Raw genomic sequence first — 25,589 nt, 5'->3', positions numbered from 1 at the left:
CGCCTCACGGGTCCAGCAGTCGAAGAGCGGGCGAACTTTTCGGAGTTCGCCCGCTCTTGTCTTGTACTGGCCGGTAACCTGCTCGCTCGTGACCAGTCGCTTCAGATCATCCGACCCCTCGGGCGCCGTCAACTCCCGCGCCCCGCGCCGCCGTACGGTCGTCAAGGCCGCGGCCGCCACCGCCGTCCTCGCCGGCCCCCTGGCCGCCGCCCTCCCGGCCCGCGCCGCCACCGAGGCCCCCGCCTTCCTGCACGGTGTCGCCTCCGGGGATCCGCTGCCCGACGGCATTCTGCTGTGGACCCGGGTGACGCCGACCGCCGAGGCGATACCCGGCTCCGGGCTCGGCCCGGACACCGAGGTGAGCTGGACCGTCGCCGCCGACAAGGCGTTCGGCTCGGTCGTCGCCAAGGGATCCACCACCGCGTCCGCCGCCTCCGACCACACCGTGAAGGCGGACATCCGGGGCCTGCAGCCGGCCACCGACTACTGGTTCCGCTTCTCCGCCGGCGGCACCGACTCACCCGCCGCCCGCACCCGCACCGCCCCGGCGGCCGACGCCGCCGTGACCGGCCTGCGCTTCGGCGTGGTCTCCTGCGCCAACTGGGAGGCGGGCTACTTCTCTTCGTACCGCCATCTCGCGGCACGCGGCGACCTGGACGCCTGGCTGCATCTCGGCGACTACATCTACGAGTACGCGACCGGCGAGTACGGCACCCGCGACACCGTCGTACGCCCGCACGCACCGGCCAACGAGATCACCACCCTCGCCGACTACCGCACCCGGCACGGGCGTTACAAAACCGACCCCGACCTCCAGGCCCTGCACGTCGCAGCCCCGGTCGTCGCCATCTGGGACGACCACGAGTTCGCCAACGACGCCTGGTCGGGCGGCGCCGAGAACCACACCGAGGGCACGGAGGGCACCTGGTCCGCGCGCCAGGCCGCCGCGAAACAGGCCTACTTCGAGTGGATGCCGGTGCGCCCCGCGATCGCGGGCACCACCTACCGCCGTCTCCGCTTCGGCAAGCTCGCCGACCTCTCGCTGCTCGACCTGCGGTCCTTCCGCTCCCAGCAGGCGTCCACGGGCAGCGGCTCGGTCGACGACCCGGACCGTACGCTCACCGGCCGGGCCCAGCTCGACTGGCTGAAGTCGGGGCTCAAGGCCTCCGACACCACCTGGCGGCTGGTCGGCAACTCGGTGATGATCTCGCCGTTCGCCATCGGCTCGCTCGCCGCCGACCTCCTCAAGCCGCTCGCCGAGCTGCTCGGCCTCCCCAAGGAGGGCCTGGCCCTCAACACCGACCAGTGGGACGGCTACACGGACGACCGCCGCGAGATCCTGGCCCACCTGCGGTCCAACGCGATCCGCAACACGGTGTTCCTGACCGGCGACATCCACATGGCCTGGGCCAACGACGTGCCGGTGAACGCCGGAACGTACCCGCTGTCCGCCTCCGCCGCCACGGAGTTCGTCGTCACCTCGGTCACCTCAGACAACCTCGACGACATCGTCAAGGTCCCCGAGGGCACCGTCTCGGCCATCGCCGCGCCGATCATCCGCGCCGCCAACCGGCACGTCCACTGGGTCGACACCGACCGCCACGGCTACGGCGTCCTGGACATCACCGCCGACCGCGCGCAGATGGACTTCTACGTCCTCTCCGACCGCACGAAGGCGAACGCGACCTCGTCCTGGGCCCGTTCGTACCGCACCCGCAGCGGCACGCAGAAGGTGGAGCGGACGTACGACCCGGTGTGACGGCGCCAGTAGCCGGTCACAGGCTGTCGAGGAAGCCGAGCGCCACCTTCCAGGTGGCCTCGGCGGCCTCCGCGTCGTAGTCGGGAAGGTCGGGGTCGGTGTACAAGTGCCCCGCACCGGCGTACCGATAGATCTCCACGTCGGCCCCGGCTCTGCGCATCTGCAGGTACCAGGAGCTCAGCCAGTCGTCCGTCTCGAACGCGTCGGGCTCGGCGACATGCAGCTGGACGGGCAGCTCGTCCACCGACGCACTCGCCGCGATGTCCGAGGTGCCGTGCAGGAGCACCAGTCCGCGGGCCTTCTCGTCGCCGAGCGCCAAGGTCTGCGCGACGGAGGCGCCGAGCGAGAATCCCGCGTACACCAGGCCGCGGTCGGAGTAGGGCGCGACGGCCAGCACCGCGCGTCTGAGCAGCTCGTCCTTGCCGATCCCGTCGTTGAAGGCCATGCCCTCCTCCACGGTCTCGAAGGTGCGCCCCTCGAAGAGGTCGGGCGTCCACACCTCGTGGCCCGCCGCACGCAGCCGGTCCGCCGCGGCGCGCACCGCGGGCCGGAGCCCGTAGGTCGAGTGAAAGAGCATGATGTTCATGAGCCCCATGGTGCCAGCCGGCACTGACAACGCCCTGCTCAAGGCCGTACGTCGGACCGGACCCGGCCCTGGACCCGGACCTGACCGGGAACTCATGTTCATGAACCCCCCGGGCCGGTTACGGTCTCAGGCATGGAGAACGTGCTGCGCCCTCTGATCGTCCTTGGTGGCTCGGTCGTGCTCACACTGCTCATCGGGTGGGCCGTCGACCTCCTGCTGCGACGGGCCGACGCCCGGCACAGCGAGACCGGGCTGTGGGGCCGGCTCCGCCGCGCCCGCGTCCCCTTCCAGTTCGTCCTGTGCGTGGCCCTGCTGAGAGGCTCGTACGACCAGGCCCAGATCGCCCGCGAGTACTCCGCCGACGTCGGCCGGATCCTGACACTGGTCCTCATCGGGTCCACCGCCTGGCTGATCGTGGGGATCGCGACGGCGATCGTCGAGACCTCGTACTCGCGCTACGCGAACGCCCACCGCGACCCGGCGCGGGTCCGCCGGGTGCGGACGCAGGTGACGCTGATCCAGCGCGTGGTCTCCGCGATCGTGGGCGTGGTGGCGGTCGCCGCGATGCTGCTCACGTTCCCGGCGATGCGCGCGGCCGGTGCCTCCCTGCTGGCCTCGGCCGGCATCATCGGCATCGTCGCCGGTGTCGCCGCCCAGTCGACGCTGGCCAACCTGTTCGCCGGGCTGCAGATCGCCTTCGGCGACATGGTGCGCCTCGGTGACACGGTCGTGGTGGACGGCGAGTGGGGCACGGTCGACGAGATCACGCTGACGTTCCTGACGGTACGGACGTGGGACGAGCGCCGGATCACCATGCCGGTCTCGTACTTCGTCTCGAAGCCCTTCGAGAACTGGTCGCGCGGCAGCGCCCAGATGACCGGCATCGTCTTCTTCCAGGTCGACCACTCCGCACCCGTGGACGCGATGCGCGAGCAGCTGCGGGACATCCTGCGCGAGTGCCCGGCATGGGACGGCCGGGACTACGGACTGGCCGTCACGGACTCGACACCCAACACCATGGAGGTACGCGCCCTGGTCACCGCCAAGGACGCGGACGACATCTGGACGGTACGGGTCACGGTCCGCGAACAGATGATCCGCTGGCTGACCGAGGAACATCCCTACGCGCTCCCCCGCGTCAACACGGCGGACGCGGCGCTGCCACCGGGCAACACCAACGGCCAGCCACCACGCCCGAACCGCGACCGCGCCCACGAGCCACCACGGACAGGCCCGGGCAGAGGCTGACTCGCGGACGGGCCCGATCAGGGGCTGACCGCGGCCGCACGCACACGGCGACAGCCGATCGTACGAACCCGCAGCCGCCAACGGCGAGAATCCCCCACGGGAGACGTGCACTTGTCATCGAGGCAGAAGCGGGCGGTGCGCGGGCGGGAGAGAACCCGCCCAAGCCCAGCGCCGCGTCACCGCAGGCTACGCACATCCAGATGCCGCAACACCCGGTCCACGATCTCCGGATCCGCCCCCGGCTCACTCCGCGCGGACAGCACCTCGTGCCGAGCCGCGCTCATCATCTCCCCCTGAATCCGCCGGAGCCTCTTGATCCGCCGGACCCGGTGCTCATGCCCCTCCCGGCGCTCTCCCTCCCCCACATCCGGGCTGATCCGCAGCCCGATGTCGAGCGCCCGCCGCCGCAACTGCTCGGACACCTCGTCCGGCAGCTCCTCCACCGCCTCGATCTCCTTCAGCCTCCCCCGCGCGGCCTTCGCCGCGCGCACCGCGAGCTCTCTCTCGAAGGCCTTCTCGGCCTTGGTGTCGGCCTGCACTCCGAGCTTCTTGACGATCCAGGGCAGCGTCAGCCCCTGCAGCACCAGCGTCGCCATGATCACCCCGAACGCGATGAACACGATCTCGTCCCGGTCGGGGAACGCCGACCCGTCGTCCGTCTTCAGCGGAATCGCCAGCGCGAGGGCCACGGAGGCGACCCCTCGCATCCCCGCCCACCACATCACGACGGTCTCGCGCCAGGACAGCGGAATGTCCTCGTCGTAGTCCCGTTTGGCGTGCAGCCGTTTGGTCAGCCAGGTCGCCGGCAGCAGCCACGCCAGCCGTACGAGCACGACGACGGCGACGATCGCCCCGGCCCACCCCAGCATCTCGCCCCACCGCCCCGAGGCGGTCCTGATCGCGTTGTGCAGTTCGAGTCCGATCAGCCCGAACGCGACCCCGGTGACCAGTGTGTCCACCACATCCCAGAACGACTGCCCGGCGAGCCGGATCAGGACGTCGTCGGCATCGGTGGCGTACTCCGCGAGGAACAGCGCCGTGGTGAGCACCGCGAGCACCCCGGACCCGTGCAGTTCCTCGGCGAGCACGTAGGCGGCGAACGGCACGAGCAGCGTCAGACCGATGTGCAGCGTGGCGTCGTCGAGCAGGCCCATCAGCTTGTTCGTGCCCCAGCCGAGCACCAGCCCGACGGCGAGCGCGATGACGGCGGACAGTACGAAGTCGAGGCCGGCCTGCCACGGCGAGAAGCTTCCGCTGACCACCGCGGCGATCGCGACGTGGTACAGCACGATGGCCGTCACGTCGTTGAAGAGCCCCTCCCCCTCCAGGGTCGACACCAGTCGGCGCGGCAGCCCGAGTTGTCCCGCGACGGCGGTCGCCGCGACCGGGTCGGGTGGCGCGACGAGGGCGCCGAGCGCCACGGCAGCGGCGATCGGCAGCCCGGGCACGATCGCGCTCGCGACCATGGCCACCGCCACGGTGGTGACGAACACCAGCGCCACGGCCAGCAGGAAGATCGGTCGTTTGTTGGCCGCGAACTGTCTCCATGACGTGCGCCGTACCGCGGCGTAGAGCAGTGGCGGCAGCAGCGCGGGCAGGATCAGGTCGGGCGGGATGTCCACGTTGGGCACGAAGTCCAGCACGGCGAGGACGATCCCGAGAAGCGTCATCAGCACCGGCGCGGGCAGCCCCAGCCGGTCTCCCAGCGGGACGCTCAGCACGGCCCCGAGCAACAGCGCGAACAACAGGGCCAGCTGATCCACGGTCAACGCTCCGGCGGGGTCTGGGCGATCTAGGAAGATCCAGACCTCAAGCGTGCCACGCGCCTACGACAAAGCGGCGGCGACAGCTCGCGGCACCGCTCAGAGCGCTTTGCGCATCGCCCGGTGTGCGATTCCGGCGTCCTGGAACTCCGCGCCGTACGCCACGTATCCGAGCCGCTCGTAGAACCCCAGGGCATGCGTCTGCGCGTGCAGATCCACCGCGGCGAGTCCACGCGCGCGTGCCGCGTCCTCGATGCCGACGACGATCGCGGCGCCGACACCGAGCCCACGCGTCTCCCGCTTCACGGCGAGCCGCCCGAGCGAGCCGACCGTCAGGTCACCGTCGGTCTTGGCGGCGGCCTCCTCGCCGTACAGAAGACGCCCGGTGCCCAGCGGCACCCCGTCCTCGCGGACGGCCAGCACATGCAGGGCACCCTCGTCGTAGGAGTCGTACTCGATGTCCTCGGGTACGCCCTGCTCGCCGACGAAGACCTCCTTGCGCACCGCGAAGCACGCCTCGCGGTCGGCTGCCTCCTCGGCGACCCGCACCTCGTACGGCACACTCACGCGTAGCTCTCCTCGCGGACCTTGTCGAGCGCCTTCTGGAGGTCCTCGGGGTAGCCGCTCTCGAACTCCACCCACTGCCCGTCACCGGGGTGCTCGAAGCCGAGCCGCACCGCGTGCAGCCACTGCCGGGTGAGCCCGAGCCGCTTGGAGAGCGTCGGGTCCGCCCCGTACGTCAGGTCGCCCACGCACGGGTGCCGGTGGGCCGACATGTGCACACGGATCTGGTGCGTGCGCCCCGTCTCCAGCTTGATGTCGAGGAGGCTGGCGGCACGGAACGCCTCGATGAGGTCGTAGTGCGTGACCGACGGCTTGCCCTCCGCCGTCACGGCCCACTTGTAGTCGTGGTTCGGGTGGCGCCCGATCGGAGCGTCGATCGTGCCGCTCATCGGGTCCGGGTGGCCCTGGACCAGCGAGTGGTAGCGCTTGTCGACGACGCGCTCCTTGAACTGGCGCTTCAGCGACGTGTACGCGCGCTCCGACTTGGCCACCACCATCAGGCCGGAGGTGCCGACGTCGAGCCGGTGCACGATGCCCTGGCGCTCGGCGGCACCGGAGGTCGAGATCCGGTAGCCCGCGGCGGCGAGGCCGCCGATGACGGTGGTCCCGGTCCAGCCGGGGCTCGGGTGCGCGGCGACGCCGACCGGCTTCACGATCACGACGATGTCGTCGTCGTCATGGATGATCTCCATGCCCTCGACGGGCTCGGCCACGATCTGCACCGGGGCGGGGGCCTGCGGCATCTCCACCTCGAGCCAGGCGCCGCCGTGCACCCGCTCGGACTTGCCGACCACCGAGCCGTCGACCGTGACCTTCCCCGCCGCGGCGAGCTCGGCGGCCTTCGTGCGGGAGAAGCCGAACATACGGGAGATGGCGGCGTCGACACGCTCGCCCTCCAGACCGTCGGGCACGGGCAGGTTACGGATCTCGGGAATGGTGCTCACCCGTCGAGTATGCCGGACGGGTCCGACACCGCCCGACCACAGCCCGAACATCAGTACGCGCGGAGGGCTCCGTACGCCGTCCCGGCGGATCAGTCCTTGTGGAGGGTGAGGCTCAGTCCTTGTGGACGGTTCCGTCCGGGTCGAGCCCGCGGAAGGACAGCAGCACGATCAGGATGCCGCCGCAGACGATCGCCGAGTCGGCCAGGTTGAAGACCGCGAAGTGCTTGGGCGCGATGAAGTCGACGACCGCACCCTCGAAGACGCCCGGCGAGCGGAAGATCCGGTCGGTCAGGTTCCCGAGCGCGCCGCCGAGGAGCAGGCCGAGCGCGATCGCCCAGGGCAGGCTGTACAGCTTGCGCGCCAACCTGGCGATCACCACGATCACGGCCGCCGCGATCACCGTGAAGATGATGGTGAAGGCCTCACCGAGACCGAAGGCCGCGCCCGCGTTGCGGATCGCCTCGAACTTCAGCCAGTCCCCGATGATCTCGATCGAGTCGTGGTGCTCCAGCTTCGCGACCACGATCATCTTGCTGACGAGGTCGAGGACGTACGCCAGGGCGGCGACCGTGAACAGGACGGCGATCCTGCGCTTGCCCTTCGGCCGCTCGTCCGGGGTCGCGGTCCCGTCCGCGCCGGACCGCTCGGCCGGGGCCGACCCGTCCGAGCCGGAGCCGTCGCCCGACGCCGCGTTCTCGTCGGACTGCTCCGGCCCGGATCCCGCCGCCCCTGGGATGTCCGGCGTACCGATGATGCGCTCCGCCTCTGCCACGTGAGTCCCTCAACCTAGGTTCCTGACTGAGGACGAGGGTACGACACGCCCCCTGGCGCCCACGTGCTCAGGAGCCCTCCCGCGCCGTTCAGTAGCGGCGTTCCTGCTTCTGCTTGCACTCGACGCACAGGGTGGCCCGCGGGAAGGCCTGCATCCGCGCCTTGCCGATGGGGTTGCCGCAGTTCTCGCAGAGTCCGTACGTGCCCGCGTCGAGGCGTTGCAGCGCCCGCTCGGTCTGCTCCAGCATCTCGCGCGCGTTGGCGTTGAGCGCCATCTCGGACTCGCGCGTGATGTTCTTGGTGCCGGTGTCCGCCTGGTCGTCGCCCGCGCCGTCGCCGGAGTCGCGCATCAGGCCCGCGAGCGCCTCCTCGGACGCGGAGATCTCGGAGCTCAGCCGCAGCGCCTCGGACTGGAGCTCCGCGCGCGCATCCGCTACCTCTTCCGGGGTCCAGGGGTCCTCGCCGGGGCGCACCGCGAGCTCGCCGGGCTCCACCAGCGCGGAGACCCGCGCCTTGGGAACAGCGGTGGGCTTCTTCGCCGCCGTGGCCGTACCAGGAGTCTTCTTCGCAACCACCGTCGTGGCTCCCGTCGTCATCGCGGCCTGGGCCGCGCCCTGGGCCGCGGAAGCGACCGCCGTCTTCGCCGTACTGCTGCTCTTCTTGGCGGCGCGCTTCGCACCGGCCTTCTTCCTAGTACCGCCCTTCGCCACCCCGGTCTCCTCCGGAACGGCCTCCGCCACCGCGGCCTTCTTCCCGACGGTCTTCCTGGCCACCGCCTTCTTGGCAGGGGCCTTCTTCGCGGTGGCCTTCTTGGCCGCCGTTTTCGAAACAGCCGCCTTCGGAGCGACCGTTTTCGCGTCAGCCGCCTCAGAGGTGGCCGTCTTCGAAGCCGCCGCCTTGGAAGTGGCCGGTTTCCTGGCGGCCGCTTTGGAGGCCTTGGCAGCCGTCTTGGAGGCGTTCTTCACCGGCTTGGCGGCGGCACCGCCCTCCGCCGGTGCCCCCTGCGCGCTCTTCTTCCCACCCACATCCTTGGCCGCCGGACCCGTGGATCTGCCGGACGCCGACTGCTGTACGGCGGTCTTCTTCGCCACCATGGCCGCGGCCCCTTCACATATTGTGATCTTGCTCGCGAATCGTGCTGGGACGATAAATCGACTTCTGGCCCGCGGCAACGGGGCACACCAGCGATTCGCCCGCCCCGCGGGTCCCGCACGACAAGCCTGCAAGCGTTGTGCCCAGCTCCCCGCCGGGTAATCCGCCGAGTCCGGCGTCCCAGGATCCGGACATCCGCACCTCGCCATTCGGGTCACTTCGCAGGCCACCGGGCCACCCCGGAAAACCGGTCGGCCGCTGTCCTCGCGGCGCCGTACACTGGGCGCAGCGAGAAGCGTGGATGGGGACGAGTAACGGCGTAAGCGGCCAAGAGCGACCCGGGGACGGTGGAAGCCCGGGGGCGAGCGCGACGCGAAGATCACCCCGGAGCCGCCGGAAGAAAGCCTGGGCCCAGCGGCCAAGGCCGGTAGACCCGGTATCGCGACCCCAATGAGGGGGCTCGCCGGAGCACACAGAGCACCGGAGAGCCAAGGAGGGTGGTACCGCGGGAGCGCGCCGCACACGGCGTCCGCAGCGGCTGCTAGGCAGCCGCACAGGCTCTCGTCCCTCCGACGGAAGGCAGAAAGTCCGTTGGAGGAAGTTCGCTGATGACAGCGCCGACGTACCGCCAGGTGCCCGCCCAGATCGACCTGCCCGCCCTCGAGCACGCCGTGCTCGACTTCTGGGCCGAGCAGAAGATCTTCGCCAAGAGCCTTGAGCAGTCCGAGGGCCACCCCGAATGGGTGTTCTACGAGGGCCCGCCCACCGCGAACGGCATGCCGGGCGCCCACCACATCGAGGCGCGCGTCTTCAAGGACGTCTTCCCGCGCTTCCGCACCATGCGCGGCTACCACGTGGCCCGCAAGGCCGGCTGGGACTGCCACGGCCTCCCGGTCGAGCTGACCGTGGAGAAGGAGCTCGGCTTCACCGGCAAGCAGGACATCGAGGCGTACGGCATCGCCGAGTTCAACGCCAAGTGCCGCGAGTCCGTGACCCGCCACACCGACGCCTTCGCCGAGCTCACCGACCGCATGGGCTACTGGGTCGACCTCGACGACGCCTACCGCACGATGGACCCCGAGTACGTCGAGTCCGTCTGGTGGTCGCTGAAGGAGATCTTCAACAAGGGTCTGCTGGTCCAGGACTACCGCGTCGCTCCGTGGTGCCCGCGCGACGAGACCGGTCTGTCGGACCACGAGCTGGCGCAGGGCTACGAGACGATCGTCGACCCGTCCGTGTACGTCCGTTTCCCGCTCACCTCCGGTCCGCTCGCCGGCCAGGCAGCGCTCCTGGTGTGGACGACGACCCCGTGGACGCTGGTCTCCAACACCGCCGTCGCCGCGCACCCCGACGTCACCTATGTCGTCGCGACCAACGGCGAGGAGAAGCTCGTCGTCGCCGAGCCGCTCGTCGAGAAGTCCCTCGGCGAGGGCTGGGAGACCACCGGCGAGACCTTCACCGGCGCCGAGATGGAGCGCTGGACCTATCAACGTCCGTTCGAGCTGGTGGAGTTCCCGGCGGACGTGGAAACCCACTACGTGGTCAACGCCGACTACGTCACGACCGAGGACGGTACGGGTCTCGTCCACCAGTCCCCCGCCTTCGGTGAGGACGACCTCAAGGTCTGCCGCGCGTACGGCCTGCCCGTGGTGAACCCCGTCCGTCCGAACGGCACCTTCGAGGAGGACGTCCCCCTCGTGGGCGGTGTCTTCTTCAAGAAGGCGGACGAAAAGCTCACCGAGGACCTCCAGGAGCGCGGGCTGCTCTTCAAGCACATCCCGTACGAGCACAGCTACCCGCACTGCTGGCGCTGCCACACCGCGCTCCTCTACTACGCGCAGCCGTCCTGGTACATCCGCACCACGGCCATCAAGGACCGCCTCCTCGAGGAGAACGAGAAGACCAACTGGTTCCCGGAGTCGGTCAAGCACGGCCGCTTCGGCGACTGGCTGAACAACAACATCGACTGGGCGCTGTCCCGCAGCCGCTACTGGGGCACCCCGCTCCCGCTGTGGACCTGCGAGGAGGGCCACCTCACGTGCGTCGGCTCCCGCGCGGAGCTCTCCGAGCTGACGGGCACCGACCAGTCGAACCTGGACCCGCACCGCCCGTACATCGACGCGGTCACGTTCCCCTGCCCGCAGTGCGCGCAGACCGCGACCCGCGTCCCGGAGGTCATCGACGCCTGGTACGACTCGGGTTCGATGCCGTTCGCGCAGTGGGGATACCCGTACAAGAACAAGGAGCTCTTCGAGAGCCGCTACCCGGCGCAGTTCATCAGCGAGGCCATCGACCAGACCCGCGGCTGGTTCTACACCCTCATGGCGGTCGGCACGCTCGTCTTCGACAAGTCCTCGTACGAGAACGTGGTCTGCCTGGGCCACATCCTCGCCGAGGACGGCCGCAAGATGTCCAAGCACCTGGGCAACACCCTGCAGCCGATCCCGCTGATGGACCAGCACGGCGCCGACGCGGTCCGCTGGTTCATGGCGGCCGGCGGCTCCCCGTGGTCCGCGCGCCGAGTGGGCCACGGCACCATCCAGGAGGTCGTCCGCAAGACGCTCCTCACGTACTGGAACACGGTCGCCTTCCAGGCCCTTTACGCGCGCACGTCCAACTGGGCGCCCAGCGAGGCCGATCCGGCCCCCGCCGACCGCCCGGTCCTCGACCGCTGGCTCCTGTCCGAACTCCACGCGCTCACCGACCAGGTGACGCAGGCTCTGGAGGCGTACGACACCCAGCGCGCCGGAAAGCTCCTGTCGGCCTTCGTCGACGACCTGTCCAACTGGTACGTACGCCGCTCCCGGCGCCGCTTCTGGCAGGGCGACAAGGCGGCGCTGCGCACCCTGCACGAGGTCGTCGAGACGGTCACGCGCCTGATGGCCCCGCTCACCCCGTTCATCACCGAGCGGGTCTGGCAGGACCTGGTGGTGCCGGTCACGCCGGGCGCCCCCGAGTCCGTACACCTCTCCTCCTGGCCGGAGGCGGACCTGTCCGTCATCGACCCGGAGCTGTCCAAGCAGATGGTGCTCGTACGCCGTCTCGTGGAGCTGGGCCGCGCCACCCGAGCGGAGTCGGGCGTCAAGACCCGCCAGCCGCTGTCCCGCGCGCTGATCGCCTCGACGGGCTTCGAGACTCTGGACCGCGAGCTGCACGCACAGATCACCGAAGAGCTGAACGTGAGCTCGCTGGCTTCTCTGAGTGAAGTGGGCGGCTCCCTGGTCGACACGACCGCGAAGGCGAACTTCCGCGCCCTGGGCAAGCGTTTCGGCAAGGGCGTCCAGGCGGTGGCGAAGGCCGTCGCGGAAGCCGATGCCGCCGCCCTCTCCCTCGCCCTGCGCGCGGGCACGGCCTCGGTCGAGGTCGACGGCGAGACGGTGACGCTGGCCCCGGATGAGGTGATCATCACAGAGACCCCGCGCGAGGGCTGGTCGGTGGCATCCGACTCCGGCGCGACCGTCGCCCTCGACCTGGAGATCACCGAGGAGCTGCGCCAGGCGGGCCTCGCCCGTGACGCGATCCGCCTGATCCAGGAGGCCCGCAAGAACAGCGGCCTCGACGTGGCCGACCGCATCGCACTCCGCTGGACCTCCACGGACCCGGCAGTCATCGCGGCCCTCACCGAACACACCCCCCTCATCGCCGACGAGGTCCTCGCCACAGACTTCGCCCAGTCCGAGGCGGACGACACCTACGGCCCCCCGTTCACGGACGAGCCCCTGTCCCTGACGTTCCGCCTCCGCAAGGCGTAACACCGAACGCCGGGCGGGCCAACCCGCCCGGCGTTCGAGGACGAGACGGCGCCATCCCGATCCCCCACCCACCCACGGGGGCCGTGGTTTCAGCCCGTCCGGCGTTCGAGGACAAGACGGCACCATCCCGATCCCCCACCCACCCATGGGAGCCGCGGTTTCAGCCCGTCCGGCGTTCGAGGACAAGACAGCGCCATCCCGATCCCCCACCCACCCACGGAGGCTGTGGCTTCAGCCCGTCCGGCGTTTGAGGACGAGCGCGCAGCGCGACAGGGGGGTCTGGGGGCGCAGCCCCCAGGAACGGGACGGGAAGGGGCGGAGGGGGCGAACACCTCCCACGCGCACCCCCACACCCCGCACAAGAAGGCCCGGGGCCACCAAGATTCTTGGTGGCCCCGGGCCTTCGGCGTTGCGTACCCCGCACAGCTGCCCGCAAGGGCGACGCACAAAAGGGCGAGGCCCCCGAAACCGGGGGCCCCGCCCTGAACGCTGCCGACGCCTAAGGCGTACCGCAGGCCGTCAGTTGTCGTCCTCGTCGATGAGGAACCCACGCATCGGCGAGGGAGCCTGCTGCATCGGCGACGGCCCCTGCGGCCGCACCGGCGCCATCGGCTGAGTCATCGCCGGAGACATCTGCTGCTGCCCACCGTAGGAGGGCCCGGCCGGAGCCGGACCGCCACCCATCGGCCCACCGTAGGACGGCGCACTCGCACCGGCCGGAGCCATGGAGGGCGCGGAAGGCGACGGCAGCGAAGCGGCCGCCGGAGTCCGCGGCGGAGCCAGCGAGTCATCGGCCTGGGTCTCCAGCTGACGCAGCTGGGACTCGAGGTAGGACTTCAGCCGGGTGCGGTACTCGCGCTCGAAGCCGCGCAGATCCTCGACCTTGCGCTCCAGCGTGGCGCGGGCGGACTCCAGGGAGCCCATCGCGACGCGGTGCTTCTCCTGGGCGTCCCGCTCCAGCGCGTCGGCCTTGGCGCGCGCGTCGCGCTCCAGGCCCTCGGCACGGCTGCGGGCCTCGCCGACGATCTTGTTGGCCTCGGAGCGGGCCTCGGCGATCGCCTGGTCGGCGGTCTGCTGGGCCAGCGAGAGGACACGGGCGGCGCTGTCGCCACCGGGACCCTGACCGGGCTGACCCATCTGCGGGCCGTGACCGCCCATCGGGCCACCCATGGGTCCGCCCATCGGGCCACCCATCTGCTGCTGCATCTGCGGCTGCATCTGGCCGGGGTGCTGCTGCATCTGCTGGCCGGGACCCTGCTGACCCATCGGGCCCTGGCCCATCGGCCCACCCATCGGGCCCTGGCCCATGGGGCCACCCTGCGGACCACCCTGGCCACTGGGACCGGCGGGCAGCTGCGGCGCACCGCTCGGCAGCTGGGGCGGGCCGCCCATGGGGCCGCCCATCTGCTGCTGCGGCGGGCCCGATATGCCGGCGGGCACGGGGGCACCCGGACCGCGCATGCCCTGCGGCGGGCCCTGCTGCTGGTCCTGCTGCTCGGGCGGCTTGCGCATGCCCTGCTGCTGGTTCTGCGCAGCCGCGCGCGTGGCCGCCGCCAGCTTGGCGCGCAGGTCCTCGTTCTCGCGGAGCAAGCGAGTCAGTTCGGCTTCGACCTCATCGAGGAAGGCATCGACCTCGTCCTCGTCATAGCCTTCTCGGAGGCGGACGGTCGTGAACTGCTTGTTCCGCACGTCCTCGGGGGTCAACGGCATCTCTTCACCTCAACGTAGTCGTCGGCATTCGGCAAGACCGTATCGTTCACAGCCGGCTCACGACGGAGATCAGGATGTAGACGATGATCATCAGTACGAAGAAGGACAGGTCGAGCGCCACGCCCCCGAGACGCAGCGGCGGAATGAACCGCCGCAGAAGCTTGAGCGGTGGATCGGTGACAGTGTAGGTGGCCTCAAGAACGACCACCATCGCCTTGCCGGGCTGCCATGAGCGGGCGAACTGGAAGACGTAGTCCATGACCAACCGGAAGATCAGCACGATGAGGAAACACATCAGCGCGATGTAGAGAACCTGCCCGACCACGCTCATGATCCGTGCTTCCCTCTCCCCTGTTTCCGTACGTTTCCGTACCTTGACTCCGGTCCAGCGTCTCAGCTCTGGTTGAAGAACCCGCCCTCTGCGATACGAGCCTTGTCCTCCGCCGTGACATCGACGTTAGCAGGCGACAACAGGAACACCTTCTGCGTCACCCGCTCGATGCTGCCGTGGAGACCAAACACCAAACCGGCCGCAAAGTCGACAAGTCGCTTCGCATCTGTGTCATCCATCTCAGTCAGATTCATGATCACCGGGGTGCCCTCACGGAAGTGTTCCCCGATGGTACGGGCCTCGTTGTAGGTCCGGGGGTGCAATGTGGTGATCCGGTAAGGCTCTCGCTCGGACACGACCTTGGGCATGATCACCGGGGCGTTCTTCTCCATGCTTTGACGTTCTTGTGTGATGGACGCCACGGGGGCGATTCGCGCCGGACGCCCGGATTCCGCGGCCAGCGAAGCGGAATGCGGCACCGGATCGCGCTGCGCCGGAGGCTGCACCACTCGTACCGATTCGTCCCGTTGGGACTGATGCGCCTGGTGTGACTGGTGCGGCGGCTCGTGCCGCCGACGGTCCCGCTCGGGCTCAGGGTCGAGCTCGGGCTCGAAGTCGTCATCGGGGTCGAATCCCCTGCCGTCGTACCCATCGTCCTCCACGAGGCCGAGGTAGACCGCCATCTTGCGCATCGCGCCGGCCATGCTCTGAGTCCTCCGCTCTGTGGTGGATCGGCTGACGAGTTGCCAAGTGCCCGCGATCCACGAGGTCGTTATGCCCGCCTTCGGCGGTAATGACCATATTTTCTGCTGTGGTCCGACTTCTTGGCGACGTTACCCGAGCCTGGGTCGGACTCCGAGTACCGCAGTACCGACGCGTACATGTGTCGCTCCGGCCGCCACGGCTTGTTCGAGGTCCGTACTCATCCCTGCGGACACCATGTTCGCAGCCGGATGCGTGCGGCGCATAGCAGTCGACAAATCCATCAGCCGCTCGAACGCCGCTTGTTGGCGTCCCGCGTAGCTCCCGGTGAGCGGCGCGACGGTCATCAGCCCGTCGAGACGGAGCCCCGGAGCGTTCGCGACGAGGTCGCCCAACTCTTCGATTCCGCCGACCCCCACGCCTCCCCGCTCCCCCCGGCCGTCCTCCTCCGCGTCCAGCGCGACCTGAATCAGGCACCCCACCTCACGCTCCACCCGCACCGCCTCCTTCGACAGAGCCGTGACGAGCTTGGAACGATCGACGGACTGCACGAGATCCGCGTAACCGACCACGGAACGCACCTTGTTGGTCTGCAACTGACCGACGAAATGCCAGGAGAGGGGCAGATCGGAACATTCCGCCGCCTTGGGCGCCGCGTCCTGATCACGGTTCTCGGCGACCTGCCGCACACCGAGTTCCGACAGGATCCGCACATCACTGGCGGGGTAGGTCTTGGTGACCACGATCAGGGTCACCTCTTCACGCTTGCGCCCGGCGGCCGTGCACGCCGCCGCGATGCGCTCTTCCACTTTCGCCAGATTTCCGGCGAGTTGAGCCCTACGGTCCGTCATGTCCATCAGTCCAGCCAGACATATCCCGCGAGCCGCCCCGTGGTGCGGTCGCGACGGTACGAGAAGTGATCCCGCGATTCGAGCGTGCACACCGGCGACCGCTCCCGGTCGCGGACCCCGAGCCGTTCGAGCTGCGCGTGCACCCCGGCGACCACGTCGACCGCCGGAGTCCCCCAACTCGTCTCGCCGTACGCCGCGGGTTCGACGGCGGCGACTTCGGCGCGCATCGCTTCCGGCACTTCGTAGCAACGGCCACAGACGGCGGGCCCGGTGCGGGCGACGATGCGCGCGGCCTCCGCGCCCAGCGACTCCATGGCGTCGATGGCCTCGGGCACGATCCCGGCGACCATGCCGGGCCGCCCCGCGTGGGCCGCGGCGACCACCCCGGCGACGGGGTCGGCCAGCAGGACCGGGACGCAATCGGCGGTGAGCACGGCGAGGGCGAGGCCCCGGGTCGCGGTCACCAGACCGTCGACCGGCGGGGTGAACCGGGGGTCGGTCCACGGCCCGTCGACCTCGGCGACGTCCTTGCCGTGCACCTGGTTCATCCAGACCACGCGATTCGCGTCGAGTCCCAGGGACTTGGCGGCCCACAGCCGATTGGTCCCTACGGCGGCGGGGTCGTCGCCGACCGCTCCGCCGAGGTTGAGCTCCTCGTACGGAACGGCGCTCACCCCGCCCCACCTGTCGGTGAAGGCGAAGTGCGCGCCGCTCACTGTGCTCGTTCCGGAGCGCTGTCCTATCACTTCAGGAAGTCCGGCACGTCCAGCTCCTCGGCCGCGCTGTCCGAGTACGAGCGGGACGGCGGGACCGGCGGGGAGACCGGGATCTCGTTCACCGGCTCCGGGGCGGGCGCCGACGTCTCCTTCGGCGTGACGCTGCCCAGGGAGCCGAAGGACGGACGGCTGTCGGAGGACCGCACCGGGGTGGGCTCCTCGCGCTTGGCCGAGGACGAGCCGAGGACGGTGTCCCGCTTCGAGGGCGGCTGGCCGCCGTCGAAACCGGCGGCGATGACGGTGACCCGCACCTCGTCGCCGAGGGCATCGTCGATGACCGCACCGAAGATGATGTTGGCCTCGGGGTGCGCGGCCTCGCTCACCAGCTGAGCGGCCTCGTTGATCTCGAACAGACCGAGGTCGGAGCCGCCGGAGATGGAGAGCAGCACGCCGCGGGCGCCGTCGATGGAGGCTTCGAGGAGCGGCGAGGAGATCGCCATCTCGGCCGCCGCCACCGCGCGGTCGTCGCCGCGGGCCGAGCCGATGCCCATGAGGGCCGAACCCGCCTCGGACATCACGGACTTGACGTCGGCGAAGTCGAGGTTGATCAGACCGGGCGTGGTGATGAGATCGGTGATGCCCTGAACACCCGACAACAGGACCTGGTCCGCCGACTTGAAGGCGTCGAGGACGGAGACCTGGCGGTCCGAGATGGACAGCAGCCGGTCGTTCGGGATGACGATGAGGGTGTCGACCTCTTCGCGGAGTTCGGCGATGCCGTCCTCCGCCTGGTTGGCCCGGCGCCGTCCCTCGAAGGTGAACGGGCGCGTGACCACGCCGATGGTGAGGGCGCCCAGCGAGCGGGCGATGTTGGCCACGACGGGCGCGCCGCCGGTGCCGGTGCCGCCGCCCTCGCCGGCCGTCACGAAGACCATGTCGGCCCCCTTGAGGACCTCCTCGATCTCCTCGCGGTGGTCCTCCGCCGCCTTGCGGCCGACGGCCGGGTTGGCTCCGGCGCCGAGTCCGCGGGTGAGTTCGCGGCCGACGTCGAGTTTGACGTCGGCGTCGCTCATCAACAGAGCTTGCGCGTCGGTGTTGATGGCGATGAACTCGACGCCCTTGAGACCGACCTCGATCATCCGGTTGATGGCATTGACACCACCGCCGCCGACACCGATGACTTTGATGACTGCGAGGTAGTTCTGCGGTGCTGCCACGTCGAAGGCCTCTCGCCTCGAGTTACGTGTCGTCGCCTCGCACGCTCGCGATCCGACGACTGATGCCGAATGGGACGGTCCGAACGCCGACCCGAACCCTAACGTTGAAGTTTAGGGTTACCAGTGTGTCTGTTCCTTGGACTCTTCCGAACAGGACACTAAGTCGACAAGTGGCGCACGTTCAACGAACACGCCGAACCTCCCGTTTTTCTTTTCACCCTATGTGATCAGCCGTAGCAGTGCCCAACCAGGGTGCTGGCCTGCGCAGATGTGCGTCAACTCCCTGATGACGCAGGGGCGGTGGGAACACTTACGTCGAAGTGCCGCGCCCCGGGAGCGGCTTTCATGAGAGCGGTGAGCGTACGCGCCTTCGCGGCGCCCTTCTCGCCACTCCCCCACTCGACGGTGCGGCCGTCCTTCAACTCCAGCGAGATGGAGTCGTACGAACGGACCTTGACGACCTGGGTGTCGCGGGCGACGGCGGCCGGAATGTCACCGGCGACCGTCACGGCCTCGCGCACCAGCCGGTCGGTCCCGAAGCGGCGTAGCCCTGCCGACTGAGGCACCGTCAATTCCAGCAGCGGCACGCTCTTCGGAGCATCCGAAACCGTCGCGAAACGCACGCCCTTGGCGTCCACTTCGACGAACTTTCCGCCCTTTTCTTCAATCAGGACCGGAGTGCGCTCGGTCACTTTCAGTCCGATTCCATGCGGCCAGGATCGGACGACATCAACCGAGTCAATTCGGGGCAATTTCCGGCGCAGCCGTTCCTCAATGGCATCGGTGTCGACGGAAATCAGCGGGGATCCGACCGGAACTCCGGCGGCTTCGCGCACTTGCTGATCCGTCAGCACCCGCATCCCGGAGGCCGATACACGCTCCACGCGCAGCCAACTCGAGCCGTAGAGGACCCACACGGAGGCGGCGCCGAGCAACACCGCGGCGATCATAAGGATGATGAGCGTACGGGGCCTGGACAGCCGCCCGAGACGGGGCGGCCGGGGCGGGCCGGACTCCAGCTTCTGCCGTTCACCGCGCTCGGCGGTCGTCGGTCCGGCCACGCTCCCTGCCTTCCCTCATACGCTGCTAGCGGTGGCGCGAGGCGATCGCCTCGTACACCATGCCGACGAGCAGGTCGTCGGCGTCCCGGCGGCCGAACTCGCTGGCGGCGCGGGACATCTCGTACAGCCGGTGCGGGTCGCCGAGCACGGGCAGGACGTTGCCCTGGATCCACTCGGGCGTCAGTTCCGCGTCGTCGACAAGGAGGCCGCCGCCGGCCTTGACCACCGGCTGGGCGTTCAGCCGCTGTTCGCCGTTGCCGATGGGCAGCGGGACGTAGGCGGCGGGGAGCCCGACGGCGGAGAGTTCGGCGACGGTCATCGCGCCCGCGCGGCAGAGCATCATGTCGGCCGCGGCGTACGCGAGGTCCATCCGGTCCACATACGGTACCGGGATGTACGGGGGCATTCCCGGCATCTGGTGGACCTGCGGCAGTTCGTTCTTCGGGCCGACCGCGTGCAGGATCTGGATTCCGGCCTGCTGGAGGTACGGGGCGACCCGCTCGATGACCTCGTTGAGGTGGCGGGCGCCCTGGGAGCCGCCCGAGACGAGCAGGGTCGGCAGCGCGGGGTCGAGGCCGAACGCGGCGCGGGCTTCCGGGCGTACGGCGGCGCGGTCGAGGGTGGCGATGGAGCGGCGCAGCGGGATGCCGATGTAGCGGGCGCCGCGGAGCTTGCTGTCGGGCGTCGAGACGGCGACCTGGGCCGCGTACCGCGAACCGATCTTGTTGGCCAGGCCGGGCCGGGCGTTGGCCTCGTGGATGACGATGGGCACGCCGAGGCGCTTGGCCGCGAGGTAGCCGGGCAGCGCGACATAGCCGCCGAAGCCGACGACCGCGTCCGCCTTGGTGCGCTCCAGGATCTGCTCGGCCGCCTTGATGGTGCCGCGCAGCCGCCCGGGGACGGTGATCAGCTCGGGGGTGGGCTTGCGCGGCAGTGGGACGGCGGGAATCAGCGCGAGATCGTAGCCCCGCTCGGGTACGAGTCGGGTCTCAAGGCCGCGCTCCGTGCCCAGAGCCGTGATCCCCACGGTCGGGTCCTGCCTGCGCAGGGCATCCGCGAGGGCCAGCGCGGGCTCGATGTGGCCGGCGGTCCCCCCGCCGGCGAGTACGACATGCACCGAAATTCACCGCTCTCCGGACGAACGCGCCGCCGAGGCACACCGTCGCATTGTGTTCCATCTCCGAGGCCCCGCGGCCCCCGCGGAGCCTCTCACCGCAGCCCGCTTTCTGCCAAAGCGAGGCTGCCGCATCGCGAGCGCCGCCCGCGCGGCGGGGTCGTCGCGCGCGAAGGCGATCAGCAGCCCGATCGCGAACATGGTCGGCAGCAGGGCGGAACCCCCGTAGGAGAACAGCGGGAGCGGGACACCGGCGATCGGCAGCAGACCGAGCACCGCACCGACGTTGATCACGGCCTGGGCCGTGATCCAGGTGGTCACGCCTCCCGCGGCATACCTCACGAAGGGGTCCTCCGTGCGTCCGGCCACGCGGATACCCGCATAGCCTAGAGCCGCGAAGAGGGCGAGCACCGACAGCGTCCCCGCCAGGCCCAGTTCCTCCCCGGTGACGGCGAAGATGAAGTCCGTGTGCGCTTCGGGCAGTTGGCCCCATTTTTCCACACTGGCACCGAGTCCTGACCCGAAGAGCCCGCCGGAGGCGAGGGCGTAGATACCGTGCACGGCCTGCCAGCACTGGTCGTTGGGGCCGGGGTCGGTGGCACCGATGCAGGCGAGGCGGCCCATCCGGTTCGGGCTGGTCTTGATGAGGATGAAACCGAGCGTCACGGCGATGGACAGCACACCCCCGAACAGCCGGGTGGGCGCTCCGGACAGCCACAGCAGCCCGAAGAGGATCGCCGTGAGGATGATCGCCGTACCCATGTCACCGCCGAGCATGATCAGCCCGAGCAGCATGAAGGCCACCGGAACCAGCGGCACCAGCATGTGCTTCCACTGCGTCAGCAGCCGCTTGTCCTGCTTGCGGGCGAGCAGATCGGCGCCCCACAGCACGAGCGCGAGCTTGCCGAACTCACTGGGCTGCAGCTGGAAGGGGCCGCCGACGGAGATCCAGTTCTGGTTGCCGTTGACCGCCACTCCTATCCCCGGCACCTGCACCAGGATCATCAGGAAGACGGAGCCCGCCAGCATCGGATACGCCAGCGCCCTGTGCAGCCGCACCGGCATCCGCGAGGCGACGAAGAGCAGCACGCCACCGATACAGGCCGCCAGGAACTGCTTCCGGAAGAAGTAGGACCCCGGCAGCGACAGCTGCAACGCCGTGATCTGCGAAGCCGAGTAGACCATCACAAGGCCGAGCACGGTGATCAGCAGACTGCCACCGAGGATCAGGTAGTACGCGGTCAGCGGCCGGTCCCAGGCTTTGCGGGCGCGCACGTAGAGGGTGCGCAGGGGGTTGTCGCGCGGGGGCCGGGCGGCGGCGGGCCGCTTCGAGGCCCGCTGGACAGGGGGGCGGCCGGTACGACTGCCGGGCATCAGCGGCTCCTGTCGCCGCGGGGCGGGACAGGCTGGCACAGCGCCGTGCCACCGGCGGAAAGCCGCCGGCGAAGCACCGACCACAATGGCGTCACGCGTCGCTCCCAAGGATCCCGGGCGCCCGGGACAGCGGCTCAGACCCGCCGTCAGGCGCTCGCGGCGCCGAGTTCGCGAACCGCTTCCGCGAAAGCGTCACCGCGCTTGTTGTAGTTGGCGAACATATCCATGGAGGCGCAAGCCGGCGCCAGCAGCACCGTGTCGCCCGCGTGAGCGAGCCCCCGCGCCTCCTGAACCGCCGCGAGCATCGCCCCAGTGTCGGTCCGGTCGAGGTCGACGACCGGTACTTCCGGCGCGTGTCGCGCGAGCGCTTCCCGGATGAGAGCCCGGTCGGCACCGATCAGCACGGCACCCCGAAGCCGCTTTGCCGACTTGGCGACCAGCTCGTCGAAGGTCGCGCCCTTGGCGAGCCCGCCCGCGATCCACACGATCGACTCGTACGCGGCCAAAGAGGCTTCCGCCGCATGGGTGTTGGTGGCCTTGGAGTCGTCGATGTACGCGACCCCGTCCACATCGGCGACGTGCGAGATGCGGTGGGCGTCCGGCCGGAAGGCCCGCAGACCGTCCCGTACGGCCGCGGCGGGCACCCCGAAGGCACGCGCCAGGGCCGCCGCCGCAAGGGCGTTGGCGATGTTGTGCGGGGCGGGCGGATTGACGTCCGACACCTCCGCCAGCTCTTGGGCGTTCTTCTGCCGGTTGTCGACAAAGGCACGGTCGACCAGGATGCCGTCCACGACACCGAGTTGGGAGGGCCCCGGCGCGGCGAGGGTGAAGCCGATCGCCCGGCAGCCCTCCTCGACGTCCGCCTCGCGCACCAGGTCCTCGGTGGCCTTGTCGGCCGCGTTGTAGACGCAGGCGACCCGATTTCCTTCGTAGATACGGCCCTTGTCGGCGACGTACGCCTCCATGGAGCCGTGCCAGTCGAGGTGGTCGGGCGCGAGGTTCAGTACGGCGGCGGAGTGGGCGCGCAGTGAGGGCGCCCAGTGCAGCTGGTAGCTCGACAGCTCCACGGCGAGGACGTCGTACGTCTCCTCGCCGAGGACCGCGTCCAGGAGCGAGACCCCGATGTTGCCGACGGCAGCCGTACGCAGCCCTGCCGCCTTCAGGATCGAGGCGAGCATCTGGACCGTGGTGGTCTTGCCGTTGGTGCCGGTGACGGCGAGCCAGGGAGCCGCGTCAGGGCCCCTGAGCCGCCAGGCCAACTCCACGTCGCCCCAGACCGGGACGCCGGCCTCGGCGGCCGCGGCGAACAGCGGCTTGTCCGGCTTCCAGCCGGGCGTGGTGACGATGAGCTCGGTGCCCTCCGGCAGGGTGGCGCCGTCACCGAGGCGCACGGTGATGCCGAGCGCCTCCAGGTCCGCGGCCTGCGCCCGGGAGCGCTCGTCGTCGCCGTCGTTGACGACCGTGACGACCGCGCCGAGGCCGTGCAGCACACGGGCCGCCGGGATACCGGAGACGCCGAGGCCGGCGACGGTGACGTACTTGCCCTGCCAGTTGGTCACTTCTTGGCTGCCCATCCTGCGTAGAAGAGGCCGAGACCCACAATCACGCACATGCCCTGGATGATCCAGAAGCGGACCACGACAAGGACCTCGGACCACCCCTTTAGTTCGAAGTGGTGCTGGAGTGGCGCCATTCGGAAGACTCGTTTGCCGGTCATCTTGAAGGAGCCGACCTGGATGACCACCGACATGGTGATGAGGACGAAGAGGCCGCCGAGCAGGGCAACCAGAATCTCCGTGCGGGAGCAGATCGCGAGACCGGCGAGCGCGCCGCCGAGGGCCAGCGAACCGGTGTCACCCATGAAGATCTTGGCCGGCGAGGTGTTCCACCACAGGAAGCCGAAGCAGGCGCCCATCAGGGCCGAGGCGACGACCGCGAGGTCCAGTGGATCTCGTACCTCGTAACAGGCGGCCGGGTTGGTGAGGGTCTGCGCGTTGGCGCAGGACTCCTGGAACTGCCAGACACCGATGAAGGTGTAGGCGCCGAACACCATCGTCGCGGCGCCGGTGGCGAGGCCGTCCAGACCGTCCGTCAGGTTCACGCCGTTCGACATGGCCAGGATCATGAACAGCGCCCAGACCACGAACAGCACCGGGCCGATGGACCAGCCGAAGTCCTGGACGAAGGAGAGCTTCGTGGAGGCCGGAGTGTTGCCGCGGTTGTCGGCGAACTGCAGGGCCAGTACCGCGAAGGCGATACCGACGGTCAGCTGTCCGGCCATCTTCGCCTTGGCCCGCAGACCGAGCGAGCGCCGCTTGACGATCTTGATGTAGTCGTCCAGGAAGCCGACCAGGCCCATGCCCGCCATCAGGCCGAGCACCAGCAGACCCGAGAAGGTCGGCGCGTAGCCCGTGATCACCTTGGACATGAAGTACGCGATGATCGTCGCCAGGATGAAGGCGATACCACCCATCGTCGGCGTACCGCGCTTTGCGTGGTGCTCGCGCGGGCCGTCGTCCCTGATGTACTGGCCGTAACCCTTGCGGGCCAGGAGCTTGATCAGCAGCGGGGTGCCGATCAGGGTCAGGAACAGGCCAATGACTCCTGCGAACAGGATCTGCTTCATCATCGGGCGGCAACCTCACCCTCAACGCCGCTGTCGAGCAGCGCGAGCGCCACCCGTTCGAGCCCGACCGACCGGGACGCCTTCACGAGCACGACGTCCCCTGGGCGCAGTTCACTGCGCAACAGGTCGACAGCCGCCTGTGCGTCGGACACGTGCACCGACTCCTCACCCCACGAACCCTCGTTATATGCGCCCAGTTGGAGCCAGGACGCTTCCCTGCCCCCGACCGCGACGAGCTTGCTGACGTTGAGCCGGACGGCGAGCCGCCCGACCGCGTCGTGCTCGGCGAGCGCCTCGTCCCCGAGCTCGGCCATCTGACCGAGCACCGCCCACGTACGACGCCCTCTGCCCATGGCCGCGAGCGCGCGCAGAGCGGCTCGCATGGACTCGGGGTTCGCGTTGTAGGCGTCGTTGACGACCGTCACGCCGTCCGGGCGCTCGGTGACCTCCATCCGCCAGCGGGAGAGGGTGCCCGCCTCGGAGAGCGCACCGGCGATCTCGTCTGCGGACATGCCCAGCTCATGGGCGACGGCGGCCGCGGCGAGCGCGTTCGACACGTGGTGCTCACCGTACAGGCGCATGGTCACGTCACTGCACCCGGAGGGTGTGCGAAGGCTGAAGGAAGGCTGTCCACTCTCGGTGAGACGGACGTTCTCGGCGCGTACGTCCGCTTCGTCGGACTCTCCGAAGAGGATCACGCGCGCCTTCGTACGGGAAGACATGGCGCGTACGAGGGGATCGTCGGCGTTGAGGATCGCGGCGCCGTCCTCGGGAAGGCCCTCGACCAACTCGCCCTTCGCCTGCGCGATCTGCTCGCGGCCGCCGAACTCCCCGATGTGGGCGGTGCCGACGTTGAGGACGAGGCCGATCCGCGGCGGGGTGAGCTCCGTCAGGTACCGGATGTGGCCGATGCCCCGGGCGCCCATCTCCAGCACCAGGAACCTGGTCTCCTCGGTGGCGCTGAGCGCGGTGAGCGGCAGCCCGATCTCGTTGTTGAGCGAGCCCGGTGTGAAGACCGTCGGCGCCTTGCTGCGCAGGACCTGCGCGATGAGGTCCTTGGTGCTGGTCTTGCCGGCGGAGCCGGTGAGCGCCACGAGGGTCGCGCCGAGCCGTTCGACGACATGGCGTGCGAGGGCGCCAAGGGCCGTCTGTACGTCCGCCACGACGATCGCGGGGACGCCGACGGGCCGGGAGGCCAGTACGGCTACCGCGCCCGCGTCGACGACCGCCTGGGCGAAGTCGTGGCCGTCCACGCGTTCGCCCACGAAGGCGACGAAGAGGCTGCCGGACTCCACCTCACGGGAGTCCCTGACGACGGGTCCGGTCACCTGTACCGCCGGATCCGGTATGTCGTACGTCTGCCCGCCGACGACTGCTGCGATCTCGGCGAGAGAGAGGGCGATCACAA

General features: G+C 69.6%; 21 protein-coding genes. 3 read left to right on the top strand and 18 right to left on the bottom strand.

The genetic code is table 11. From position 1 onward, the window contains the following. The first annotated feature begins 88 nt into the window (after window positions 1–88). On the top strand, window positions 89–1,759 hold the full coding sequence (locus OG246_RS20595; protein ID WP_266465305.1) for an alkaline phosphatase: 1,671 nt from the start codon (window positions 89–91) through the stop codon (window positions 1,757–1,759). Window positions 1,760–1,775: 16 nt separating this feature from the next. On the opposite strand, the gene OG246_RS20590 is transcribed toward OG246_RS20595, so the two are convergent. Then, a complete protein-coding gene (locus tag OG246_RS20590) occupies window positions 1,776–2,345 on the bottom strand; it encodes a dienelactone hydrolase family protein (RefSeq protein WP_266465301.1) in 570 nt (189 codons plus the stop codon). 132 nt (window positions 2,346–2,477) lie between these two features. Between OG246_RS20590 and OG246_RS20585 the strand changes: the two genes are divergently transcribed. Further along, the gene (locus OG246_RS20585; RefSeq protein WP_266465298.1) at window positions 2,478–3,593 is read left to right on the top strand and encodes a mechanosensitive ion channel family protein; all 1,116 of its coding nucleotides are present in this window, start codon (window positions 2,478–2,480) and stop codon (window positions 3,591–3,593) included. 176 nt (window positions 3,594–3,769) lie between these two features. On the opposite strand, the gene OG246_RS20580 is transcribed toward OG246_RS20585, so the two are convergent. The 5 genes from OG246_RS20580 to OG246_RS20560 all read right to left on the bottom strand — a co-directional run bounded on the left by OG246_RS20580 (window position 3,770) and on the right by OG246_RS20560 (window position 8,729). Further along, complete coding sequence (locus tag OG246_RS20580; RefSeq protein ID WP_266465295.1) at window positions 3,770–5,356, bottom strand: Na+/H+ antiporter; 1,587 nt, start codon at window positions 5,354–5,356, stop codon at window positions 3,770–3,772. A gap of 99 nt (window positions 5,357–5,455) precedes the next feature. Then, window positions 5,456–5,923 (bottom strand): GNAT family N-acetyltransferase, encoded by a 468-nt coding sequence (locus OG246_RS20575; RefSeq protein WP_266465291.1) that lies wholly within the window; start codon window positions 5,921–5,923, stop codon window positions 5,456–5,458. Beyond that, window positions 5,920–6,864: an RluA family pseudouridine synthase gene (locus OG246_RS20570; RefSeq protein WP_266465290.1), complete on the bottom strand. Its 945-nt coding sequence runs from the start codon at window positions 6,862–6,864 to the stop codon at window positions 5,920–5,922. The genes OG246_RS20575 and OG246_RS20570 overlap by 4 nt, the downstream gene beginning before the upstream one ends. A gap of 112 nt (window positions 6,865–6,976) precedes the next feature. Then, complete coding sequence (gene lspA, locus OG246_RS20565; protein ID WP_266465288.1) at window positions 6,977–7,636, bottom strand: signal peptidase II; 660 nt, start codon at window positions 7,634–7,636, stop codon at window positions 6,977–6,979. A gap of 88 nt (window positions 7,637–7,724) precedes the next feature. Continuing rightward, the gene (locus OG246_RS20560) at window positions 7,725–8,729 is read right to left on the bottom strand and encodes a TraR/DksA family transcriptional regulator (protein ID WP_266465285.1); all 1,005 of its coding nucleotides are present in this window, start codon (window positions 8,727–8,729) and stop codon (window positions 7,725–7,727) included. A gap of 606 nt (window positions 8,730–9,335) precedes the next feature. Here OG246_RS20560 and ileS point away from each other — a divergent pair. Next, window positions 9,336–12,479 carry an isoleucine--tRNA ligase gene (gene ileS, locus OG246_RS20555; protein ID WP_266465283.1) on the top strand — a complete coding sequence of 1,048 codons (3,144 nt, stop codon included), beginning with the start codon at window positions 9,336–9,338 and terminating at the stop codon, window positions 12,477–12,479. A gap of 519 nt (window positions 12,480–12,998) precedes the next feature. Here the strand turns inward: ileS and OG246_RS20550 are convergent. From OG246_RS20550 to murF, 12 genes are all read right to left on the bottom strand, one after another. Further along, window positions 12,999–14,189 (bottom strand): DivIVA domain-containing protein, encoded by a 1,191-nt coding sequence (locus OG246_RS20550; RefSeq protein WP_266465281.1) that lies wholly within the window; start codon window positions 14,187–14,189, stop codon window positions 12,999–13,001. Between the two features lie 46 nt (window positions 14,190–14,235). Beyond that, on the bottom strand, window positions 14,236–14,520 hold the full coding sequence (locus OG246_RS20545) for a YggT family protein (RefSeq protein ID WP_028803186.1): 285 nt from the start codon (window positions 14,518–14,520) through the stop codon (window positions 14,236–14,238). A 62-nt stretch (window positions 14,521–14,582) separates the two neighbouring features. Further along, window positions 14,583–15,224 carry a cell division protein SepF gene (locus OG246_RS20540; protein WP_266465278.1) on the bottom strand — a complete coding sequence of 214 codons (642 nt, stop codon included), beginning with the start codon at window positions 15,222–15,224 and terminating at the stop codon, window positions 14,583–14,585. 129 nt (window positions 15,225–15,353) lie between these two features. Beyond that, on the bottom strand, window positions 15,354–16,079 hold the full coding sequence (locus tag OG246_RS20535; RefSeq protein ID WP_266465275.1) for a YggS family pyridoxal phosphate-dependent enzyme: 726 nt from the start codon (window positions 16,077–16,079) through the stop codon (window positions 15,354–15,356). Further along, window positions 16,079–16,819, bottom strand: a complete 741-nt coding sequence (gene pgeF, locus OG246_RS20530; protein WP_266465272.1) for a peptidoglycan editing factor PgeF — start codon at window positions 16,817–16,819, stop codon at window positions 16,079–16,081. The genes OG246_RS20535 and pgeF overlap by 1 nt, the downstream gene beginning before the upstream one ends. Continuing rightward, on the bottom strand, window positions 16,816–18,006 hold the full coding sequence (ftsZ, locus tag OG246_RS20525; RefSeq protein ID WP_266465270.1) for a cell division protein FtsZ: 1,191 nt from the start codon (window positions 18,004–18,006) through the stop codon (window positions 16,816–16,818). Before ftsZ ends, pgeF begins: the two co-directional genes overlap by 4 nt. A gap of 275 nt (window positions 18,007–18,281) precedes the next feature. Then, window positions 18,282–19,067: a cell division protein FtsQ/DivIB gene (locus OG246_RS20520; RefSeq protein WP_266465268.1), complete on the bottom strand. Its 786-nt coding sequence runs from the start codon at window positions 19,065–19,067 to the stop codon at window positions 18,282–18,284. A gap of 25 nt (window positions 19,068–19,092) precedes the next feature. Next, window positions 19,093–20,184 (bottom strand): undecaprenyldiphospho-muramoylpentapeptide beta-N-acetylglucosaminyltransferase, encoded by a 1,092-nt coding sequence (gene murG, locus OG246_RS20515; protein ID WP_266465266.1) that lies wholly within the window; start codon window positions 20,182–20,184, stop codon window positions 19,093–19,095. Window positions 20,185–20,190: 6 nt separating this feature from the next. Continuing rightward, on the bottom strand, window positions 20,191–21,555 hold the full coding sequence (gene ftsW, locus OG246_RS20510; RefSeq protein WP_266465263.1) for a putative lipid II flippase FtsW: 1,365 nt from the start codon (window positions 21,553–21,555) through the stop codon (window positions 20,191–20,193). A 146-nt stretch (window positions 21,556–21,701) separates the two neighbouring features. Beyond that, entirely contained in the window at window positions 21,702–23,129 is a 1,428-nt protein-coding gene (gene murD / locus OG246_RS20505; RefSeq protein WP_266465260.1) for a UDP-N-acetylmuramoyl-L-alanine--D-glutamate ligase, read from the bottom strand. Further along, on the bottom strand, window positions 23,111–24,184 hold the full coding sequence (gene mraY, locus OG246_RS20500; protein WP_266465257.1) for a phospho-N-acetylmuramoyl-pentapeptide-transferase: 1,074 nt from the start codon (window positions 24,182–24,184) through the stop codon (window positions 23,111–23,113). The genes murD and mraY overlap by 19 nt, the downstream gene beginning before the upstream one ends. Continuing rightward, complete coding sequence (murF, locus tag OG246_RS20495; protein ID WP_266465254.1) at window positions 24,181–25,587, bottom strand: UDP-N-acetylmuramoyl-tripeptide--D-alanyl-D-alanine ligase; 1,407 nt, start codon at window positions 25,585–25,587, stop codon at window positions 24,181–24,183. Before murF ends, mraY begins: the two co-directional genes overlap by 4 nt. Window positions 25,588–25,589 lie beyond the last annotated feature (2 nt).

The sequence above is a fragment of the Streptomyces sp. NBC_00620 genome, from assembly GCF_026341825.1.
GTDB lineage: Bacteria > Actinomycetota > Actinomycetes > Streptomycetales > Streptomycetaceae > Streptomyces.
This window is presented reverse-complemented; position numbering and strand designations above follow the sequence as displayed.

Excerpts from the sequence above, each read along its gene's own strand:
- OG246_RS20590 (WP_266465301.1), bottom strand. The coding sequence starts at position 2,345 with ATGAACATCATGCTCTTTCACTCGACCTACGGGCTCCGGCCCGCGGTG.
- OG246_RS20535 (WP_266465275.1), bottom strand. The coding sequence starts at position 16,079 with ATGGACATGACGGACCGTAGGGCTCAACTCGCCGGAAATCTGGCGAAA.
- OG246_RS20540 (WP_266465278.1), bottom strand. The coding sequence starts at position 15,224 with ATGGCCGGCGCGATGCGCAAGATGGCGGTCTACCTCGGCCTCGTGGAG.
- mraY (WP_266465257.1), bottom strand. The coding sequence starts at position 24,184 with ATGATGAAGCAGATCCTGTTCGCAGGAGTCATTGGCCTGTTCCTGACC.
- OG246_RS20585 (WP_266465298.1), top strand. The coding sequence starts at position 2,478 with ATGGAGAACGTGCTGCGCCCTCTGATCGTCCTTGGTGGCTCGGTCGTG.
- OG246_RS20550 (WP_266465281.1), bottom strand. The coding sequence starts at position 14,189 with ATGCCGTTGACCCCCGAGGACGTGCGGAACAAGCAGTTCACGACCGTC.
- ftsW (WP_266465263.1), bottom strand. The coding sequence starts at position 21,555 with ATGCCCGGCAGTCGTACCGGCCGCCCCCCTGTCCAGCGGGCCTCGAAG.
- OG246_RS20560 (WP_266465285.1), bottom strand. The coding sequence starts at position 8,729 with ATGGTGGCGAAGAAGACCGCCGTACAGCAGTCGGCGTCCGGCAGATCC.
- OG246_RS20545 (WP_028803186.1), bottom strand. The coding sequence starts at position 14,520 with ATGAGCGTGGTCGGGCAGGTTCTCTACATCGCGCTGATGTGTTTCCTC.
- murD (WP_266465260.1), bottom strand. The coding sequence starts at position 23,129 with ATGGGCAGCCAAGAAGTGACCAACTGGCAGGGCAAGTACGTCACCGTC.
- ileS (WP_266465283.1), top strand. The coding sequence starts at position 9,336 with ATGACAGCGCCGACGTACCGCCAGGTGCCCGCCCAGATCGACCTGCCC.